At 46.1% G+C, this 20,273-nt stretch carries 15 protein-coding genes and 1 pseudogene; 9 read left to right on the forward strand and 7 right to left on the reverse strand.

Annotated features, from left to right (window positions below; translation table 11 throughout):
• Window positions 1-5: 5 nt before the first annotated feature.
• Window positions 6-1,154 carry a serine hydrolase domain-containing protein gene (locus ACX5J7_RS02500; RefSeq protein ID WP_015068414.1) on the forward strand — a complete coding sequence of 383 codons (1,149 nt, stop codon included), beginning with the start codon at window positions 6-8 and terminating at the stop codon, window positions 1,152-1,154.
• A 40-nt stretch (window positions 1,155-1,194) separates the two neighbouring features.
• Here the strand turns inward: ACX5J7_RS02500 and speA are convergent, their stop codons facing one another.
• The 5 genes from speA to ACX5J7_RS02525 form a co-directional block, all read right to left on the reverse strand.
• Entirely contained in the window at window positions 1,195-3,105 is a 1,911-nt protein-coding gene (speA, locus tag ACX5J7_RS02505; protein ID WP_081366559.1) for a biosynthetic arginine decarboxylase, read from the reverse strand.
• A 158-nt stretch (window positions 3,106-3,263) separates the two neighbouring features.
• Window positions 3,264-3,692: an arginine decarboxylase gene (locus ACX5J7_RS02510; protein ID WP_474376274.1), complete on the reverse strand. Its 429-nt coding sequence runs from the start codon at window positions 3,690-3,692 to the stop codon at window positions 3,264-3,266.
• Window positions 3,693-3,891: 199 nt separating this feature from the next.
• A complete protein-coding gene (locus tag ACX5J7_RS02515) occupies window positions 3,892-5,280 on the reverse strand; it encodes an NAD(P)(+) transhydrogenase (Re/Si-specific) subunit beta (RefSeq protein ID WP_015068417.1) in 1,389 nt (462 codons plus the stop codon).
• A gap of 11 nt (window positions 5,281-5,291) precedes the next feature.
• On the reverse strand, window positions 5,292-5,573 hold the full coding sequence (locus ACX5J7_RS02520) for an NAD(P) transhydrogenase subunit alpha part 2 (protein ID WP_012520065.1): 282 nt from the start codon (window positions 5,571-5,573) through the stop codon (window positions 5,292-5,294).
• Window positions 5,574-5,575: 2 nt separating this feature from the next.
• Window positions 5,576-6,733, reverse strand: coding sequence for an NAD(P) transhydrogenase subunit alpha (locus ACX5J7_RS02525; protein WP_012520066.1), 1,158 nt, complete (start codon window positions 6,731-6,733; stop codon window positions 5,576-5,578).
• A gap of 549 nt (window positions 6,734-7,282) precedes the next feature.
• Between ACX5J7_RS02525 and ACX5J7_RS02530 the strand changes: the two genes are divergently transcribed.
• The 5 genes from ACX5J7_RS02530 to ACX5J7_RS02550 all read left to right on the forward strand — a co-directional run bounded on the left by ACX5J7_RS02530 (window position 7,283) and on the right by ACX5J7_RS02550 (window position 13,708).
• Window positions 7,283-10,189 carry a TonB-dependent receptor gene (locus tag ACX5J7_RS02530; protein ID WP_024017209.1) on the forward strand — a complete coding sequence of 969 codons (2,907 nt, stop codon included), beginning with the start codon at window positions 7,283-7,285 and terminating at the stop codon, window positions 10,187-10,189.
• A gap of 84 nt (window positions 10,190-10,273) precedes the next feature.
• A complete protein-coding gene (locus ACX5J7_RS02535; protein WP_498705981.1) occupies window positions 10,274-11,842 on the forward strand; it encodes a tryptophan halogenase family protein in 1,569 nt (522 codons plus the stop codon).
• A gap of 27 nt (window positions 11,843-11,869) precedes the next feature.
• Window positions 11,870-12,613, forward strand: coding sequence for a SapC family protein (locus ACX5J7_RS02540; RefSeq protein WP_024017211.1), 744 nt, complete (start codon window positions 11,870-11,872; stop codon window positions 12,611-12,613).
• Window positions 12,592-13,293, forward strand: a complete 702-nt coding sequence (locus ACX5J7_RS02545; RefSeq protein WP_020744515.1) for a DUF6445 family protein — start codon at window positions 12,592-12,594, stop codon at window positions 13,291-13,293. The genes ACX5J7_RS02540 and ACX5J7_RS02545 overlap by 22 nt, the downstream gene beginning before the upstream one ends.
• 232 nt (window positions 13,294-13,525) lie before the next feature.
• Window positions 13,526-13,708, forward strand: a complete 183-nt coding sequence (locus ACX5J7_RS02550) for a DUF6435 family protein (protein WP_020746822.1) — start codon at window positions 13,526-13,528, stop codon at window positions 13,706-13,708.
• A gap of 37 nt (window positions 13,709-13,745) precedes the next feature.
• Here ACX5J7_RS02550 and ACX5J7_RS02555 read toward each other — a convergent pair whose 3' ends face one another.
• On the reverse strand, window positions 13,746-16,910 hold the full coding sequence (locus ACX5J7_RS02555; RefSeq protein WP_232363318.1) for a TonB-dependent receptor: 3,165 nt from the start codon (window positions 16,908-16,910) through the stop codon (window positions 13,746-13,748).
• A gap of 212 nt (window positions 16,911-17,122) precedes the next feature.
• Between ACX5J7_RS02555 and ACX5J7_RS02560 the strand changes: the two genes are divergently transcribed.
• The 3 genes from ACX5J7_RS02560 to ACX5J7_RS02570 all read left to right on the forward strand — a co-directional run bounded on the left by ACX5J7_RS02560 (window position 17,123) and on the right by ACX5J7_RS02570 (window position 19,735).
• Window positions 17,123-17,713 carry a sigma-70 family RNA polymerase sigma factor gene (locus ACX5J7_RS02560; RefSeq protein WP_020744517.1) on the forward strand — a complete coding sequence of 197 codons (591 nt, stop codon included), beginning with the start codon at window positions 17,123-17,125 and terminating at the stop codon, window positions 17,711-17,713.
• Complete coding sequence (locus tag ACX5J7_RS02565) at window positions 17,706-18,812, forward strand: FecR family protein (protein ID WP_498705985.1); 1,107 nt, start codon at window positions 17,706-17,708, stop codon at window positions 18,810-18,812. Before ACX5J7_RS02560 ends, ACX5J7_RS02565 begins: the two co-directional genes overlap by 8 nt.
• 176 nt (window positions 18,813-18,988) lie before the next feature.
• Window positions 18,989-19,735, forward strand: a complete 747-nt coding sequence (locus tag ACX5J7_RS02570; RefSeq protein ID WP_287149280.1) for a hypothetical protein — start codon at window positions 18,989-18,991, stop codon at window positions 19,733-19,735.
• A 92-nt stretch (window positions 19,736-19,827) separates the two neighbouring features.
• Here ACX5J7_RS02570 and ppiC read toward each other — a convergent pair.
• Window positions 19,828-20,111 (reverse strand): annotated as a pseudogene (ppiC, locus tag ACX5J7_RS02575) (peptidylprolyl isomerase PpiC).
• Window positions 20,112-20,273: the final 162 nt, after the last annotated feature.

The raw sequence follows: 20,273 nt of genomic DNA on the forward strand, positions 1-20,273 counted from the left end.
ACTGTATGCTGAACTCTTTGCGCACCTTGAAGTTGTGCCTGTCTCAATGCTGGCTAGTAGTAATGCTATTCGTAGTTTCACAAAGCGCCGCCGCTGACTGGCTAGACGATTACGCAAGCCACGTAAAAAAAGAAGCGTCTAAGTATAACGTGCCTGGCTATGCCTTTGTTTTTTACGAACAAGGCAAAGCGCCAAGAGTTTATGTGTATGGCAGAACACAAAAAAAAGGCGGTGAAAGCGTTACGCAAGATACTGTGTTCCGTTTAGCCTCTGTCTCGAAAACCTTTACCGCGTTGCTTTCAGCCAAACTCGTAGAGAAAAAGCAGTTAAGCTGGGAAACCCCAATATCTACGTTATTACCCGACATTCCATTTAACGGAAAAGGGATGGGAGCGCTACAGTTACAGCATATAGTGGGCCAATCCAGTGGCTTTATGCCAAACGCTTACGACAATCTTATCGAGGCAGACTACTCATTAGAACGGGTACTTAAATCACTTGGCGAACTTGAGCCTCTGTGTGTACCCGGCGAGTGTTATACCTATCAAAATGCTCTTTTCGGTGCCCTAGAATATTACTTCAGCAACAACAATACGTCGTACTCACGACAAATGCAGGCTAATTTATTCACGCCGTTAGGAATGAATACAGCAAGCGTAGGCAAAGGTGGCCTGTTAGCGTCAGACAGCTGGGCACACCCTCATATTGCTATTGCCAGAAACAAGTGGCGTGAAGGTAAAGTTGAAAGTAACTATTACCGTTTTTCTCCCGCTGCTGGCGTAAACGCTAGCATTTCAGACATGACCATTTACTTGCAGGCATTGCTTGGCGAATTTCCTACCGTTATGTCGAAAGAAATGGTGGACTTTGTTACCACTGAGCGGGTTAGAACTAAGCGCGAAACCTATCGTCGAGGCTGGCGCGGCATGATTGACGACGCTCACTATGGACTAGGCTGGCGTATTTACGATATAAACGGTATGAAACTGAATTACCACGGTGGCTGGGTGAAAGGCTATCGCGCTGATGTTGCGTTTTCACCAGAGCGCAAGGTGGGCTACGTTATGCTGATGAACGCTGAGTCAAATATGATTAATTCCACCACGGCTGAACTATGGAAGCGCTACTTGAAAAAAGCCGACGCAGCTAATTAATAACTGCATCGGCTTTTATTGGTTAAACCGGCTATTGCGATTACTGTTTTAAGTAGGTGTAACCGGCTAAACAGTTTTCATAGAAATCGGTCCAGCGAACACCTTCACGAGGGTTCAACTTTCCGTCCCATACTTGTCTATCAATCATGCGTTTTACATCTGATGCCATCGCACGAGGGTTATATTGCATAACATTAAGCACATCTTCTACCGAAGAGCCTTTCACTACCTCTTCAATATAGAAGTCTTCAGGGTCGTCATCGTAGCTGTAAATGTGCACTTCGTTTAGGCGACCAAACAAGTTGTGCATATCGCCCATCACGTCTTGGTATGCCCCTGTTAAGAATAGCCCAATATAGTAAGGCTCGTCTTTCTTAAGCGGGTGCATAGGCAATACGTCGGTGATCTCGCGTCCAATAGTGAACTGGTCAATTTTACCGTCGCTGTCACACGTAATATCAACCAACGAACAGTTCACCGTGGGCTCTTCGTTCATACGAATAAGCGGCACTACCGGCAGAAGCTGGTCGATTGCCCACGTATCGGCAGCCGACTGGAAAACAGAGAAGTTACAAAGGTATTGTGATGACAAACTGTAATCCAATTCTTGTAACTCTTCCGGTACGTATTCTTCGTTGCGATACCACTTCTGTAAGCGGCCCATAATATCCCAATAAAGGGTTTCTATTTTGCCCAACTCTTCTAAGGGTAATACGCGCAGTTTAAAGGCATCTAATGCCTGCTCTTTGTATTGAGACGCATCGTTATACACTTCGTGCATATTGGTTTGTTCGTCAAAGGTGTCGGCAAGCTCACGCATATTTTTCAAAAAGAAATGTTCACCCTCTGTTGCTGAGGTATCCATCTGTGCCGCGTTGGTTTTAATCTCTCCAACAATTTCGGTAATAACACAGCTATGGTGGGCGGTAATAGCGCGTCCACTCTCGCTTACAAGGTGAGGGTGCGGTACACCTTCTAAATCGCACATTTCTTTCATGCCATATACAACATCAGCAACGTATTCTTGCATGCTGTAATTACGCGACGACTCATTCGTTGAGTTACTGCCATCGTAATCGATACCTAAGCCACCGCCCACGTCAACATAGTCTAGGGCAAAGCCCATCTTATGAAGGTCGGCGTAGATTCGCGCGCCCTCTGTAACGGCTTCTTTTACCGCTCGTATATCGGTTAGCTGACTGCCAATATGGAAATGCAATAGTTTCAAGCAGTGGGCCATGCCCTGCTCTTCTAAATAGCGCGCCGCGTTAATAATTTCAGTGATCGTTAAACCAAATTTCGCACGTTCGCCGCCAGAACTTTCCCACTTACCACGACCTTTTACGGTCATTTTTGAGCGAACGCCAATGATAGGCTCAATGCCTAATTCTTTAGCGGTTTTTACAAGCAATAGAAGCTCGGTAAATTTCTCAACAACAACGACAACCCGTCGACCGAGCTTTCTACCAAGAAGCGCTAAACGCATAACTTCGTCGTCTTTGTAACCATTCAAAATGGTCAGCGATTCTTCGTTGGTATTCATAGCCAGAACAGTAAGCAGTTCTGCCTTAGACCCTGCTTCTAAGCCATAATTATAGGGTTTGCCTGCATCAACAATTTCTTCAACCACTTCACGCATTTGGTTAACTTTAACCGGGTATACACCTTGGTACTGACCTTGGTACTCGGCTTCTTCTATGGAGTGTCTAAATGCTTTGTTTAAACCTGCAACTTGCGAGCGAAGAATATCGTGAAAACGCACAACAACAGGAAACTGCACGCCTTCTTTGCGAATATCTTCTATTACCGAATTAAAGTCGATTCGAATGCTAGGATCTTCAGGCACAGGGGTAATATGCACGTTGCCATTTTCACCAATTTGAAAATAGCCGCCACCCCATTGAGATACGCCATAGACGCGCTCCGCTTCTTCGATGCTCCAATCTGACAATTTATTCACCTATGTGTAAGTGGGCTAGGCCAATACCTAGCATAGTAAGTGCGAAAACAAGCCGCGTATTATAGTCAACGCAGGACTGAACGCGATAGTTGTTGCGATGTAAAATATCGATTGTCGCGACTAATTTTGTTTATCGAACGTTCAAACGATTAGTTGTAGTCTAGCGCGGTTTGAATGTATTGGACTACCGCTTCATCTGCGCAGTTTTTACAGTGTGTCATAAATACTGTGACATCATGAGTACGTTGAAGTTTAAAGCTAAGTTTATTCGACGATGAGGTAAAGAACTTTTCTGCGATATGATCGGCATCTGTCGTCTCGTCTTCAAGCCACATTTCGCTTAGTTGGTTTCGTCTACCCAACTTCAATGGCGCTTTTATTTGATTGAAGGAATCAGACTTGGGGATCTGCCACGAGCGCATGTCCACAAATAGGTGAAATGGTCTGCCCTTTCGCGTTTTTAGTATTTCAGACAGCGTGGCTAAGTACTGAATATTGGTCGTCATGTTCCACTTTCCGCGCAGCGTAACGACTATACAATTTCTAAACTTTTCAATGCGAAAAGGTGCTGTAGACATTTATCGAACTTCTCTATGCGATGAAATGAACAAAATATTTAAGGGCTATAGCAAACACATATTAGTAGCGATAAAAAATAACTACAACTAAAGTTTAATATTCAGGCGATGCGCTTTCTTAATAAAGAAAAAGGCCAGCATTAGGTACTGGCCTTAAAAGACGGATGTTCACATTACGGTGCCAGGCAAATTTGCCCCCTTAATCATCTCCAAATTCCCGGATAATACTGTTGATCGTGTCTTTTGCATCACCTAATACCATGCGCGTGTTGTCTTTGAAAAACAGCGGGTTATCTACACCAGCAAATCCGGCATTCGCAGAGCGTTTTAATACAAAAACGGTCTTAGCACGGTATGCCTCAATCACCGGCATTCCATAAATGGGGCTGCCTTTCATTTCCTTCGCGGCAGGGTTAACAACGTCGTTAGCGCCAATAACAATGACCACATCGTAGTTTTCCATGCGCGGGTTAACATCGTCCATTTCGTATAGCTGATCGTAAGGAACGTCGGCTTCGGCAAGCAACACGTTCATGTGCCCAGGCATACGCCCTGCTACCGCGTGAATAGCATAATCAACCGTACAGCCGTTTTCTTCTAGCAACGATTGAAGTTCGCGCACAGCATGCTGCGCTTGCGCAACGGCCATACCGTAACCCGGTACAACCAGCACCGCTTGCGCTGCTTCCAATACGTAGAAGGCATCTTGTGCAGCCAGTACCTTAATTTCACCTTCAATCTTTTCACCCGCCTCCACTGGCTTAGCAAAACCAGATAGCAGGACGTTCATCAAGGAGCGGTTCATCGCTTTACACATAATGTTGGTAAGAATAAGCCCTGAAGCCCCTACCAATAAGCCGGTAACGATAAGTATGGTATTGCCTGTAGCAAGACCTGCAGCACACGCCGCTACACCCGAATAGCTATTTAGTAACGCAATAACCACCGGCATGTCTGCCCCGCCAATGGAGATAGTAGCCCACAAGCCGAAGCTTAAAGACAGCGCAATCGCACAGTAAATCCATATTGGGTTACTTGGGTCGGTGGTAAAGAAGTAGCCAATAACCACCATGCCAATTAAGTGCAAAATGCTAAGTTCACGAAGTCCGGTGAAAATCACCGCTTTTGAGCTCATTTTGCCCGACAGTTTACCCCACGCCACAACCGAGCCAGAGAAGGTAACGCCCCCCACTAAAATAGTGAAAAACAAGGTAATAAAGGTAAACGCGCTTTCGGTTTTAAGGGTGATCAGACTCATGCCTGCTAACGTCGCCCAACCCAGAAGTAATGACGCTGCACCACCAAAGCCGTTAAATAGCGAGACCATTTCGGGCATCGCCGTCATTTCAACGGTCTTGGCTTTCCACGCACCAAATGCACCACCAATAACAAAGCCTAAAAGGATAAAGTGATAACTTATGATTTGCTGGTCGAGCAGGGTGACAACCACGGCTACCAGCATACCAATAGCCGATATAAAGTTACCTTTTTTCGCCGTATCAGGATGGCTAAGTAATTTAAGGCCCAGTATGAATAGTGCCGCTGCCACGACATACGCAAGATTTATTACGGTTACGATATCATTCACTTGCGTACTCCTTATTTTTGTTTTTTCTTAAACATGCCAAGCATGCGGTCGGTCACAAGATAGCCACCCACCACGTTTATGCTCGCCAGCGCCACAGCTGCCGTGCCCAATATGGTAGTGAGCAAGTTATTATCGCTACCCGACGCGGCTAATGCGCCAACCAGCGTGATACCAGAAATGGCATTAGAGCCTGACATCAAGGGCGTATGCAGCGTTGCAGGCACTTTTCGAATTAACTCAAAACCCAAAAACGCTGCCAAAAGCACAATGAAAAGTAGGTAAATGATTTCCATGATTAGGCTCCTTTGTATGCATTGTTGAGCATATCGTTGGTAATATTGCCGTCGTGAGCTATCACACAGCCTGCAAGAATGTCGTCTTCTAAATTTAAACCAAAGGTTTTGGTTTCATCGTCAAAGAATTCGTCAATCAGGTTATAAATATTGTTGGCATACATATCGGTTGCGGCTTTCGCTACGTACTGACTCCAGTAACCATTGCCAATGACCGTTACACCATTAATCTCAACAGTGTCGCCTGCCACAGAACCTTCTACGTTTCCACCTGACGTCGCCGCCATATCAACCACCACACTGCCTGGTTTCATTAAGGCTAACGTTTCTTTGGCGATGAGAACGGGCGGCTTGCGGCCAAAGAGTTGGGCAGTTGTAATAACAATGTCTGAATCGGCAATAGCGTCACGCTGAGCTTCCTGCTGCTTCGCCTTTTGTTCGTCGGTCAGTTCTTTCGCGTAACCGTCTTTGGTTTGGCCGGTTTCGCCAATATCGATGTTCAAGAACTTGCCGCCCAACGACTCAACTTGCTCTGCCACGACCGCGCGGGTGTCGTAAGCAAGTACATTTGCACCCAGACGCTTGGCGGTTGCAATCGCCTGAAGGCCTGCCACACCAGCGCCAATAATAAATACTTTCGCCGGCTTTATTGTTCCTGACGGTGTCATCATCATGGGTAATATCGACGGCAATTTATTTGCCGCCTGCATAACCATCACGTAGCCAGCAAGGCTTGCTTGAGAACTTAATGCATCCATTTTTTGAGCACGTGAAGAACGGGGGATCATCTCTACAGAAATAGCGGTTAATCCCTTCTCTGCAATAGACTCTATCAGCGGTTGCTGAAAGAAAGGGTCAAGATGGCCTACCACAATGGCCCCTTTTTTCATCAACGCTAACTGCGTATCAGAGGGTTTATTCACAGCGACCAGCATATCTACGGTTGATAACGCCACATTCACATCATCAATAATAGTTACACCAACCTCTTCATATTCTTTATCTGAATAACCTGAGTGCAACCCCGCTCCTGCTTCAAGCAGTAGTGTTGCTCCCTTTTTCACCAGGCGTTGTGCGCTGCTTGGTGTAGCTGCGCATCGCTTCTCCACATTATTTAGCGGATCTGGCGCTTTTGACTCATTTAAAATTATGATTTTCACACGCTTCTCCTCACATTCCGGCTATCTGAGAATGACACCCTTTAAACACGACTAAGCCATTTTATTCACTTATGCCTAGCATTCCCTAGCGAAATTAAAAGCAGTTCAGTCAGTGTCTGCTTTTATTTCACCTTAAATAGCACCGCTTGTTTCGCTTATTTTTCAAGCTAGAGCAACGCAAAGCTACGCTATAAGGGCATACACCACTAGTATCTTTTACTTACGAGTCATAACTAATATTTATATAAAAATGGCATACAGAAGATAAATGAGGCAAACAATCATACATTCACCTTATGAATATTATTTTATTTGTGCATAATTTAAGCAACCGTAAAGGTAAGAAGTGTCTGTCTCCGGTTAAAAAACAACGCCACGTGAGTACCTTTAATTTATTAATTTATTAATTTAAAAAAATGTTAAATAAATTTGGGGGATTTTACATATTGCGTCGTCTTGATGAATTAACAGCGACATGCTGCGAAATAATGCCTTGTGGGGTGCACACCACAAAGCACACTAAAATTAACCATTAGGACACACACCATCATGTATAGGAAAACCAAGCTTGCATGCTCAGTGGCAGCAGTTTTAGCGTCTGCTATTTCTGCTAATAGTGCATTTGCCCAAAACGCGCAACCCAATAACGACGTAGAAGTGATTGAGGTAAGTGGTATCCGTTCATCGGTTGCAAAATCAATGGATGTTAAACGCAGCTCTGCCGGCGTAGTTGATGCCATAAGTGCCGAAGATATCGGTGACTTCCCTGATACCAACTTAGCTGAATCACTACAGCGTATTACCGGCGTCTCTATCGACCGTTCAGGCGGTGAAGGTCAGCTAATTACCGTGCGCGGCTTTGGCCCCCAATTTAATACGGTATTGGTGAATGGCCGTCAAATGGCGTCAGAAAACGACTCTCGCGCTTTTAGCTTCGACACGATTGCTTCTGAGTTAGTAAGTAGCCTTGATGTGCATAAAACGTCAACGGCCACAATGCAGTCTGGTGGTGTAGGCTCTACTATAAATATTAATACCGCACGCCCATTTGCGTTAAACGGTTTTAAAATGGCGGGTTCGGTAAAAGGCGTGTACGACGAAAATAGCGAAGAAACCACGCCCCAATTCTCTGGCCTTATCAGCAATACTTTTAACGATGATACCTTCGGTGTATTGCTTGCCGTCTCACACCAAGAACGTGAAACTCGCTTAAATCAGGCACAAATGGACGGCTGGTTAGAAAACGTCGGCGTACCAAACCCCGTTACACAGTCAGGCGAAGCTTGGACAGGCAATGTATTTTCACCGCGCAACTACGATCACAAAGTCACCTTTGAAGAGCGCACCCGTACTAACGCCAACTTAGTATTCCAATACGCCCCTAACGATAAGCTTGTGGTTACAGCAGATGCCCTGTATTCCGATTTTGACGTAGAGTCAGAAGCGACGTCATACGGCCATTGGTTTACCGCACCTAACATTCAAGGGGTGGGTGATGACGGTAGCTTATTTGACGAAAACGGCAATCGCCGCAGTCCGACAGTTGATGCAAACGGCACCATTATCGACTTGTATCAAGAGGTGGGTTTGGCGACAGATATGCACGCCAAAACGTTCGATCGTTTAACTGATACTTATGCCATCGGTCTGAACTTTGATTATCAGTACTCAGATAACTTAAACCTATCGTTCGATTTAAGTCATTCAGAAGCCGAACGCGAAGCCAATAACGGTGGCGGCGATCAGCTATCACTTATTGGCTATGCCAACCGCGTACGCTTCCAAGTCGACGACAATATCCTGCCTGTTGCTAGCATGTTTGCCTCGCCAGATGCCGATATTTATAGCGGCCAACAGGAGTTGGATGGCGCTATTGTTACAGGTCCTGACGGCTTCCCTACCTACAACGGTGCGCTAACCCCCGACGGCGTAAGCAATCATCTTGATGAAGCTAACAGCCGTGCCCATGTAATGCTGCGCCGCGGATGGGCAGTAGAAGACGAAGTGAGCCAACTGCGATTTGACGGTGAGTACGTAACCGACGGCAGCGGCTTAACCGAAATTCGCTTTGGTGCACAATACAGCACCGAAACCAAATCACTTACCCGTTGGGACAATGAAGGTGTAGGCATACACTGTACTTATTGTGGTTATCCAGATTTACCGGAAATACCAGCAGGTAGCCAATACGTTTTTGACGCGGGTAGCGACTTCCTTTCTGACGTAAGCGGAAGCGGCCGTATGCCAACCTCTTGGCTTGCCCATGATGGCGAAGCCAACTTTGCGTTTTTAGAATCTTACTACCAAAGCGTAAACGGCGAAGCTATTAGTTTTGATGCGGTACGCCGTAATAATAGCTTTGAAGTAGAAGAAGATATTATCTCAACGTACCTTGAGTTCGATTTCGAAGGTGAAGTAGCCGACATGTTCTTAAGCGCAACTGCAGGCGTGCGCTATGAATCAACCGACGTCACGGTTAACGGAACGCAAGCCCCAATAACAGGCTTAACTATTCTAGATCAAACCGAAATGCTCGCGGGCTTTGGTGATGCCCAAAGCATTGCCACTGAGTCTGATTACGATGTTTTGTTGCCTAACTTTAGCGTACGCTTGGAAATTACCGACGACCTAATTGCGCGCTTTGCGGCAAGTTCAACCATTACCCGCCCCACGCTAAACAGCATGTCGCCGGTAACGGTAATTACGACTACCCGTCAAGGTGGCGACTTAACCTCAACCAGTGGTAATCCTGCGCTAGAGCCGTTTAAGTCAGATAACTTAGACTTGTCGCTTGAGTATTACTACGACGAAGCAAGCTATGCGTCAATTGGTTACTTCAGAAAGCTCGTATCAAACTTTATTGTTAATAGCCAAGAAGACAAAACCTTCGAGCTTGCTGACGGCAGTCTGCTAACAGACCCGTCTACAGGAGCGAACGCAAGCGCACCAGATGCGGGTGACGACGTGGCGGTGTTTACCAATACGCTACCCAATAACGGTGAAGACGCCACGGTAGATGGCTTCGAACTTGCGCTTCAACACACCTTTGATAACGGCTTTGGTGTACTGGCTAACGGTACCATTGTTGACAGTGACGCCGAGCTAGACCCGTTCGATATTAACCAAGTATTTGCGCTAACCGGTTTAAGTGATTCTTACAACTTGGTGGCATTTTATGAAACTGACGACTATCAAATTCGTCTTGCCTATAACTGGCGTGACGAGTTTGTTCAGTCGTTGACACAAGGGCAGGGTGACGGCCCAACCATTGTTGAGTCTTATCAACAGCTTGACATTAGCGGTAGCTACAGCGTGACAGACAATGTAGAAATTTTCTTTGAAGGTATTAACCTTACAGAAGAATTTGTGCATAAACGCGGTCGCTTCTCTAATCACTTGCTGTTGGTTGAAGACAGCGGCAGACGTTGGGCCTTCGGTGTGCGCGGAAACTTTTAGTTTCGCGTAATTGGGGCCGGCATTTGTTGGCCCCACATTCGTGGCTACCCTTTGGTAGCCACAGTTTTTATTCAGGAACACAGTATGACAACAGCAACTCCCATAACGCACATTGTAGTAGTCGGTGGCGGCAGCGCAGGGTGGCTTACGGCTGGTCGTATTGCAGCGCAGCATCAGTGCGCTACCCGCAAAGACATTAAAGTAACCTTAGTAGAAAGCCCCAATGTGCCTATTATTGGCGTGGGTGAAGGCACTTGGCCTACCATGCGCTCAACACTAATTGCATTGGGTATTAGCGAAACTACATTCATCAAAGAGTGTGACGCCACATTCAAGCAAGGCGCAAAGTTCGCTAAATGGACCACTGGTGAAGAGAGCGATTTTTACTACCACCCTCTTATGCTGCCCCAAGGGTTTTCGCAAACCAATTTAGGCCCTTACTGGCAGACGGTAGCACCAGAATTAAACGAATCTTTTTCCCATGCAGTGTGTGTACAAGAAGCTATATGTGAAGCAGGCTGCGCACCTAAAAGCATACGCCACGCAGAGTTTGCAGGCACCGCAAACTATGCTTATCACTTAGATGCAGGAAAGTTTACCGCCTTTTTAACCAAACACTGCACTGAAAAACTAGGTGTACACCATGTGCTGGCCGATGTTAACCGCGTCGAAAGCTTTGATAACGGCGATATTAAAGCCCTTCATACCGAGCAAGGGGTGACAGTAGAAGGCGACCTTTATGTTGACTGTACCGGCTTCAAATCTATGCTGCTTGGCGAACACTACAAGGTGCCGTTTATTCCCTGTGACGATGTACTTTTTATCGACCGCGCGTTGGCAGTACACGTACCTTACGACACGCCACAAAGTCCTATTGCCTCACACACTATTTCCACCGCACAAGACGCCGGTTGGATTTGGGATATTGGTTTGCAGTCGCGCCGTGGCGTAGGTCACGTTTATTCCAGCAGGCACCAAAGTAAAGATGACGCCTATGCTCGCCTAGACACATACGTTCGCCAAACCAGTTCTTTAAATGGTATCGACGATATAAATGTAAAAGATATCACCATTCAAAGTGGACACAGACAGCGCTTTTGGCAGAACAACTGCGTAGCCGTTGGCCTTGCGGCGGGTTTTTTAGAGCCTTTAGAAGCCTCTGCCTTAGTACTGGTTGAACTGTCTGCCTCAATGATTGCCGAACAATTGCCTGCAAATCGCGCTGTGATGGCTATTGTGGCGAAGCGATTCAACGATACTTTTTCGTACCGTTGGCAGCGAATTGTCGACTTTTTAAAACTGCACTACATGTTAAGCAAGCGAGAAGACAGTGCATTTTGGCGAGACAATCGCGATAGTCACACCATTCCGGACTCATTAAAAGAATTACTGGCGTTGTGGCAATACCACCCGCCCAGTGACAAAGACTTCACCAGCAATAATGAGGTATTTCCCGCGGCAAGCTATCAGTATGTGCTGTACGGTATGGGCTTTACCTCTCAACTAGGTACGCATCAGCAATGGGTGAACGCCGACTTTGCCAAGCAACAGTTGATGCAGAACAGGAAAGCACGCAGCATGGCGGTGGAGAAACTGCCTAAGCATCGCGAGCTTATCAATAAAATTCACCAATTCGGCCTGCAGGCCGTTTAACAGTAAAACAATAAAAAGGACTGGCGTATGACAAACATGGTTGCCATTAACAACAAGCTGCATGCAGGCCTTAAAGTGACCGACGACGCATTATCCCTAGGAGCCAATCAGCACCTTGTTCCTGTGGTGGTCTCTGAACTTAACAAGCTTGTGGTACATTACCCCGTGGTGATCACCAAGTTTGACGATTCTGGACAATTTGGCTTATCTGCCTTGCTAGGGTTTGAAGAAAAGGAAAACCTATTTTGGCAGCAAGGTGAATGGGATGCGGTTTATATTCCGGCACAGTTTGAACGCTTGCCTTTTTATGTAGGAACGGAAGCGCAAAGCGCTGACAGCAGTAACCGGGTGCTGTGCATTGATATGGATAATGCCTCAGTAAGCGAAGAAAAAGGAACGCCGCTCTTTGATAACACAGGAGAGCCTAGCAGCTACCTGTTAGAGAAGCAGCAGATCCTTGCTCAGCTTCTTGACGGTGAAACGCAAAATCAGCGTTTTATTGCCGCGCTGCAACAGCATAACCTTATTACACCGTTTACCTTGGATATTACCTTTGAAAACGAAAGCAAAACGTCTATAACAGGGTTATATACCATTGACGAAGACAAGCTAGCCGCGCTTAGCGCTGACGCGATTGCCGATTTACATGCACGAAACATGTTGCAAAGCATTTACACGATGGTAGCGTCAAACGCACAAATCTATGCCCTTATCGACAAAAAGAACAAGGCGAATAAAAACGCAGACGCATGGTTTCAAACTACGAATTAATAAGGGTTGGCGAGAGCGCCACCCCCGTTGTTGTAATTGATGATTTTATCCCAGACCCGCATGGCTTGGTTGAGACCATAGCCAGTCATCATCAATTCATAAAACGAGAAGGCGATTTTTACCCTGGCGTGAGAAGTCACGCACCTGTGGGGTATGAAGCACACCTAAACACCTCGTTACCCGCACTTTTCAGCCAGCTTGTTTCGCATAATGATATGCAGGATGTTGGGGTAGAAAAGCCGCCACAGATAGCGTTAGTACAACTCTCTATTGCTAATCAAGACCCAAAAACTCTATCGCCCATTCAATGTATTCCGCACATTGATACGCAAAAGGATAACGAGTGGGCATTGGTGCACTATCTTTTCAGCGACCCCTTGGGCGGCACCGCATTTTACCGGCATATTGAAACCGGCTTAGAACGCGTTGATGCAGCCCAGCACGAAGGTTATTTCAAAACCTTAAAACGCCAGGCCACCACCGTCGGGCTGCCGCCTAAAGCCTACATCAATGGTGATTCCGCCATGTTTACTCAAATTGGCCGCATTGCGCCTAAATACAATCGCGCCGTATTGTACCCCGCCAACCTGCTACATAGTGGGTGTTTACCCAACGATATTTCGAGCTCTATTGATGTGAAAAAAAGCAGATTAACCGCAAATGCCAGTGTTATTTTTTAACCCGTAGCTTCACTTATTTAAGGCCAAAGGCTGCTACTGAAGCCTTATTAGTAGCAGCATTCGCATCAACCTTTGTCTGTTTGAACCTGTTAAACATGAAAGTTTGTTCACGAAAAAAGATGATCGAAAGCATCTGTCTCAACGTTATGTCGCTAACAATCGTTTTAAGCGCACCTACTTAGCCCCCTTTCTTTCAGGGCGCGTTTCAGCACTTTTTTCTAGGATTATGAAGATGTTTGGACTATTTAAAAGCAACCCATCAAAGAAGATGCGCAAGCAGTATGACGCCTTGCTTGAGAAAGCCATGCATGCCCAGCGAAACGGTGACATAAAAACCTATTCTTTGCTTACTGCCCAATCTGAGCAACTGTGGAAAGAAATAGAAGCGTTAGAAAAGGCTTCACCGAAAAGCTAAGACGCCAAGCGCTGTTAGCGTCGCATGCAAGATACACTCAGTAAGTAATGTTAACGCCTAACGCATAGCGGGCTCCAGCATCTTGCACTAGTAAAAGGTGGTTACTGAATCTGCCACGTTTATGCACGGTTTCGTTGGTAATATTTATGCCTTCAAAAAATACCGCGACCTTCGGGCTGAACTGGTATGAAAGGCTCATATCCCATTGCTCGTAAGGACTCACAAAGGTGGGCTCGGTGCTCTGCGTTTGATTAAGCGACTGTAAAAATCCCTCTCGCTGGTTCCAAGCCACACGCCACTGCAGCGCGTCCTTCTCGTAAAACAGCACCATATTTTTCGCGCCAGATAGCCCAGTAAGCGCAAAGGTTGAACGAATGTTGGCGGTATCCAACTCTGCGTTACTGTCTACAAAGCTCGCATTGGCCTGTATTCCCCACCCTGACTCGCCAAACAAATGCTGCATTGCAATCTCGACGCCTTCAACCGTTGCCGATTCGCCGTTGCGAGGAGATATTACGGAAAATTGCGCTAACGCATCAGCATCGTCAGCCGCGTTTGGATCTGCGCCTGTACTAGGGTCGGTCACGTTATTAAAGGTTTGTGTACTGCTCTCATTAACAATAAAATTATCTACCGTTTTCCTAAAATACCCCGCCGATAGATAGCTATTTTCCTGGTAGTAGTGCTCAATGGCCACATCAATGTTTTTTGCTTCAAAGGGCAATAGCTGTGCATTGCCTATACGGGCTCGCAAGTCTCCCCCTTGTCGCGTAGTGGTATAGGTAACACCTGGCGCCATTTGCTCTAACGTTGGGCGAGTAATACTGTGATTATATGCTCCGCGAAATACCCAGCTATCTAACCAACTGGCCTTAACGCTTACACTCGGCAAAAAGTTGGTATAACTTGATGTTTCATCAATACTTACTGACGCACCAAACTCTTGCCCCAGCTCGGTTTGATCTAAAATAACCAACGCAGATAGCTGCTCGTCAACACCACTAACCGCGACGTCGGTATATTCAGCGCGAAGCCCTGCATGCACATCAATAAACCAAGGCGCATAATCCTTTTCAATGGCGGCTTGAATATAACCCGCATACACCGTTTCTTTAACCGCGAAAGAACTGCCTCGTGTTTCAGCGGCTAAACTGACATTCCCAGCGTTCTCCAGATAATGAAACAGCGTATCGCCATCGTGCCGCAGCCACTGATGAGGAATATTTTCATGCCCACTTACCGACCCGAGAAAGTCGTCGCCTGCATCAAATAGGGTTTGAAAGCTATCTGGAATATCCGGTGAATCGAAGTAGCCACAAAAACTGCAGTGCCTCGCATCAGCTTCGTTATCTCTTCTTTCATTGGCTTTTTCTCGCTGAGTTAACGCAGCGCCAACGTCAATTTTACTGAACCAGTTATTATCACCAAGCACGCTTACATTGATTTTTGCTTGGCCTATATCATCATCAATACTCCATCCTCGGCGCAGCATCACGTGGGAACGGCCGTTAGCTGGGTCTAAGTAGTGGGATACACCCACCGGCTCACCCACAGCGTTAACTTGACGAGGGTTGGCTTGTTCAAAGCCCGATATAGCGGGCAGAATATTTTGTTGAGTATGGTCGAAGGAAGAGCGGTTTAAATAGCCGATAAGCGAGAGCGAATTGCCCTCTCCGTTATTGTCATCGACGTTAGCCATTGAGTAAGACAAATCAGCATCGACAATTACGCTATCGCTTGGGATATAGTTTGCTGCAAAACCGAAACTTTTTAGGGTCGATGAACGGTTAAAAGTGCGAGCGTGAAAGTCGGTGGCATGCCCGCTATTTTGGGAAAAAGACACCGCTGTGCCGTTTTCATCAACCGTAACACCTTCTAAGTTACTTGAAGTAAACCAATGACCCATTGAGGTTGCTGACGTCTCTACGTCGAATGTCGACCCCAGATAATCGGCGGTAAGCTCTAGCTTGTTGGTAGGCCGATATTGTAGAACGAGTGCAGCGCCCGTTCGAGTTCTATCGTCGAAGCGCACTCTTTGATCATAATTTCTGGGAACGTATAACGTAGGAACGTCTTCATAGAGTTCACTTTCAGGTACGTTAGTATTTACCAACCAGCCATCGATTTGTGCTTCTTCTAAGCGCGCTTGGCGCTTATGCTGAGTCAAAGAGGCTAGAATGCCAAACGAGTTATTTAAATAGGTGTTGCTGAACATGGCTGAGGCATTGGGCGCATATTGTTGCGAATTAGTATCGTACTGCATTTTGACATTACCTGCCGCCCGCATCCCTTTAAACGACAGGGGTTTTGCCGTTTGAACATCAATCGTTGCGCCAATGCCGCCTGATTGCATAGTCGCTTGGCTTTGCTTGTGTACGGTTACACTGCTTACGATTTCAGAGGCCAGTGTGTCAAAGCTGAACTCACGCCCAAGCTTATCGGTTGCCATGGGCCTACCGTTTAGCAGAACCCGGTTGAATTCAGGCCCAAAGCCTCTTACTGTGACTAACTGTCCTTCGCCTTCTGCACGGTCAATAGACACCCCGGAAATTCGCTGCAGCGCCTCAGCCAAGTTTTGATCGGGAAACTTGCCCATATCTACAGACTGAATGGTGTCAATAATAACGTTTGCATTGCGTTTAATGCCAACCGACTGCGCGACCCGCGCGCGCAACCCCCTCACTTCTATGTATTCAATATCGTAACTGCCTTGTTCATCAGGGACGGTTACCAAGCTATCGTCTTGTGCAGTAATGGCGCCTAAAAGGCGGCCGAGCAAGTGACGGTTCTTATCTTTATCACCAGTAGACACTATCTTAATACGGGAGCTATCTATTATTTCAGCACTAAGACCTGTTCCCAACAAAAGCTTTTCAATAGCAGCCTTAGGCGTATAGTTACCACTTACTTCATTAGCGGAAATATGCCTTACTTTATTAAACGGGAATACAACGGTTAGGTTCGCTTGATTGGCAAAGGCGATAATCGCTTCGTCTGCGCTTTGAGCAGGAATAGTGAAATCTACTGCCGGTAGCGGTGACGTGTTCTGAGCAATCACCTCATCTTGTTGATGGGGCAGTACTGACTGCGCACTACTTGAATAGCTTATACCCAACGACACCATACAAAGCGCCACCGTTAAAGCCTTGGGCTTAAAAGGTAGCATGATTAATGAGTTGTTTGGGTTATTAGCCACAGGCATATTTGTTCTTACGCTATTGTTATTATGATTTTGGGGGAGTTTTTGACGCGCCTGCGTCATTCTACTCTCTGTTGAATGCTGTTGTTGTAAACCAGCCACGCATTATATACAACCTATTAACAAATTTAATTTTTTAGCGATAATGTCGAAAATACTGGGGGATAATAGTGTGGCTGTCGTCTTATTAAGTAACAACGATAAAAAATAACAATATGCCCATAGAAACAGCCATACATAATGCCTATATGTCGGCGCGCGGCTCGATGGCCAAAATGCTATCGCGTCTTGTGCCGCCTAAAGAAATCGACGACATACTACAAGATACGTATGTGCGCTTGTGTCAGGCGAAAACGACTGAGCATATTAAAGAGCCCAAGTCGTTTTTATTCAAAACGGCAAAGAACTTGGCTTACGATCACCTAAAGCGTGCTGAAACACGCATGGTAGACGACAGTATAGAAATCGTGGCAGCGCTGGAAAGTGCCATAAGTGGTGTTGAAGACGAAACGTTCCACAACAATGCTACCCAACAAGAATTTAAGTTGTTTTGTGATGCTGTGCGCGCCCTTCCCAAACAATGTAGGCGCGCATTTGTATTAAAGAAAGTGTATGGCTACTCTCTTAAAGAGATTGCCCAAGAATTAGAGATAAGCGAAAAAACCGTGGAAAAGCATATTGCTGAAGGGATTAAAAGATGCACCTTGTTTATGCGACGACAAACCGCGTCGCACACACGGCCGAATGCTTATCAAAAGGGTGGGCAATACAGCACGGCGGAAGTAAAGAGAGACGCCCATGAATAGTTCGACGACTGAAACAAACACTGACAAGTCAAACACTAACAGCAACGTTGTTCAATTCAACAGCGAAGAGCGTGTGCTTGATACCGCCAGCGAATGGCTTGTTAAACTCGATGAAGGGCTTGATGAAAGTGAAGCACAAGCATTAAAAGTTTGGCTTGCTACGCCTTTACATCGAGACACCTTTTTAGAGATGGTCGCCTTGTGGGACAAAATGTCGGTGCTTAATGAACTGGCTGATATTGTCCCTCATACACCTGAGCCTGGTGCCAAACAAAAGGCAGATAGCGCCGTGACCTGGAAGCGGCCGTTGGCTATAGCTGCCTCGCTTTTAATGGTGGGCTTTTTAAGCTACCAAGGCCTTAATTTATTTTCTCTCTCTAGCCAGACAGCACCTATCTCTCAAGTTGCGAGCTACTCGTTACAAGCGTCGACTAAAGCGGGAGAGCACAAAAGTATCAGTCTAGAAGATGGTAGTACGCTTTGGCTAAATACCAATTCACAAGTGAATATTGCCTTTACCGATACCTCGCGGGTTATTCAGCTTGTTAAAGGTGAGCTTCATATCGACGTAGCAAAAGACAAGTCTCGCCCGCTCAATGTACTTGCGGCAGGTAAAGCCATTCAAGCCGTTGGAACCGCATTTAACGTGCAGTATCATCGCGGCGACCTTGAACTGGTAGTTACCGAAGGCGTGGTAGAAGTCGCCAGCTATACACTTAACAAAGCGAATGGCGAAAGCATTGTTAACCCTATTATTAAGCCGCAGGCACGTCCATTGACGTTAGTTCAAGGTGAAAAATCGCTTTTATCTTTACCTAACAGCACCGTTGAGAGCGTGTCAGATGAAGATATCGCGAATGATTTAAGCTGGCGTGAAGGCAAGATTGTATTTCGCGGCGAGCCATTAATTGACGTGATTGAAGAAGTAAGCCGATATACGGATAAAACGGTTGTTTTAGGTGATGCTGCGCTTGCTAACATGCAAGTAGCAGGGCTATTCAACACCAATGATGTAGACGCGCTTATTGCCGCCCTTGCCGACAATTTACAGATATCTACAGACTACTCTAGCGACACTATTGTTCTTCGCCCCCGTTAACTGTGGGTTTGGCTCATAAGTTCTTACTTGGCATTATTGAGCTACAAACTAAACACAAAGCGCGTTCTAAAGCTTAACTCGCGCTTTTACCCACTCCCCCTTACAATGACGCCTTATATCAGTCTGCATGCATTGGTATGATAGATAAATGCATCAAACAATAAGGCGTCTTTGATATGCAAATAGGCAGTACTTTAACGGCAATTAAGCAGCTCACTTCCAGGCTACTATTTCTGGCAACCTGCGCGGTGCTATCTAATACAGCTTTCGCCATTGAAGCTGGCCAATATTATTATTTCATTTCTGACAAGTGCGTGGCTAAAGGCCCTCAAACGCCCGAAGAGCGAGGCGCCGTAACCCCAGATGTTATGCTATTTGAAGTGGTACCTGCGGGGATCAGCGACTATTACGTAAACATGAATACGAGCGCACTGATTCACTATACAGAGGAAGGGCAAGCGCACCTTTCTTCAATGGAAGCAGAGCAGGCCTATACTGCTGGTAAAGCACCTTCGAAAGACAGCCTTAGAAAAGATGGCAATGCCATCCAGCACGACTTCATGCTGCAGCGCGAAGCAATAGATTTAAAAACCCTGATAAACACCTTAAACGGTTTTTCCCAGCTGCAGTCTGATAAAGGCTACTTTTTTAAGAAAATCGTAGGCCTTTCTAACCCCGACGCTAAATTTAAAGCCATTACCCGGGTTCGCTTAAGCGATATGGGTTACGACAATCGCATGATGCTAACAAGCTACTCCAGCGACTACTTTATGCTGGATGAACAAGGTAAGGCCTCTGACACAGCTTTTATTACGGTAGATCACGGCGCAGCGCTACGCAATTCACTGCACGACACCAACAGCCCGTACGTCATATTTACCAAAAATTCAGTATGCGGTGAAAAGTGGGAGCCGGGCAATTAACAAAGTAATTAGCAAAGACATACGTTAAACGCTTGTTGAATGGATCGGGCTTACTTCGGCTCTAGCGGCTTTGGTTTTAAAAGGCTCTGGTTTTAATTACTACGATAAAGCGTTTTAATAAGGTGGTAGCCGAAACGGGTCTTCACCGGCCCGTGTACTTTGAGCACATCTTTTTTTGAACACCACATCGTCGAAGGCTTTTACCATTTGGCCTCTACGGAATTCACCAAGATCGCCGCCACGCTTGCCCGACGGGCATTTAGAATGACGCTTTGCTAACGTCGCAAAATCCTTACCCTTTTTAAGCTGCTCTAAAATAGAAAGCGCTTCTTTCTCTGTTTTTAACCAAAATGTGAAGTGCGGATGCCGTTGCCATGGAAAGGACCTAATTTGTCTCGGGGGTTTAAGAATAATATCGTGCACGCTAAGTATACCCTAGTGAACAACCCGCCTGCCATTAGTCAATGTGATGTGTTGGGTTAAAAAAGCGATGTAAAGGCTACTCTGCTGTTTAAAAACTGCGTATCGTTAACCTTTA

Source organism: Alteromonas infernus (assembly GCF_902705815.1).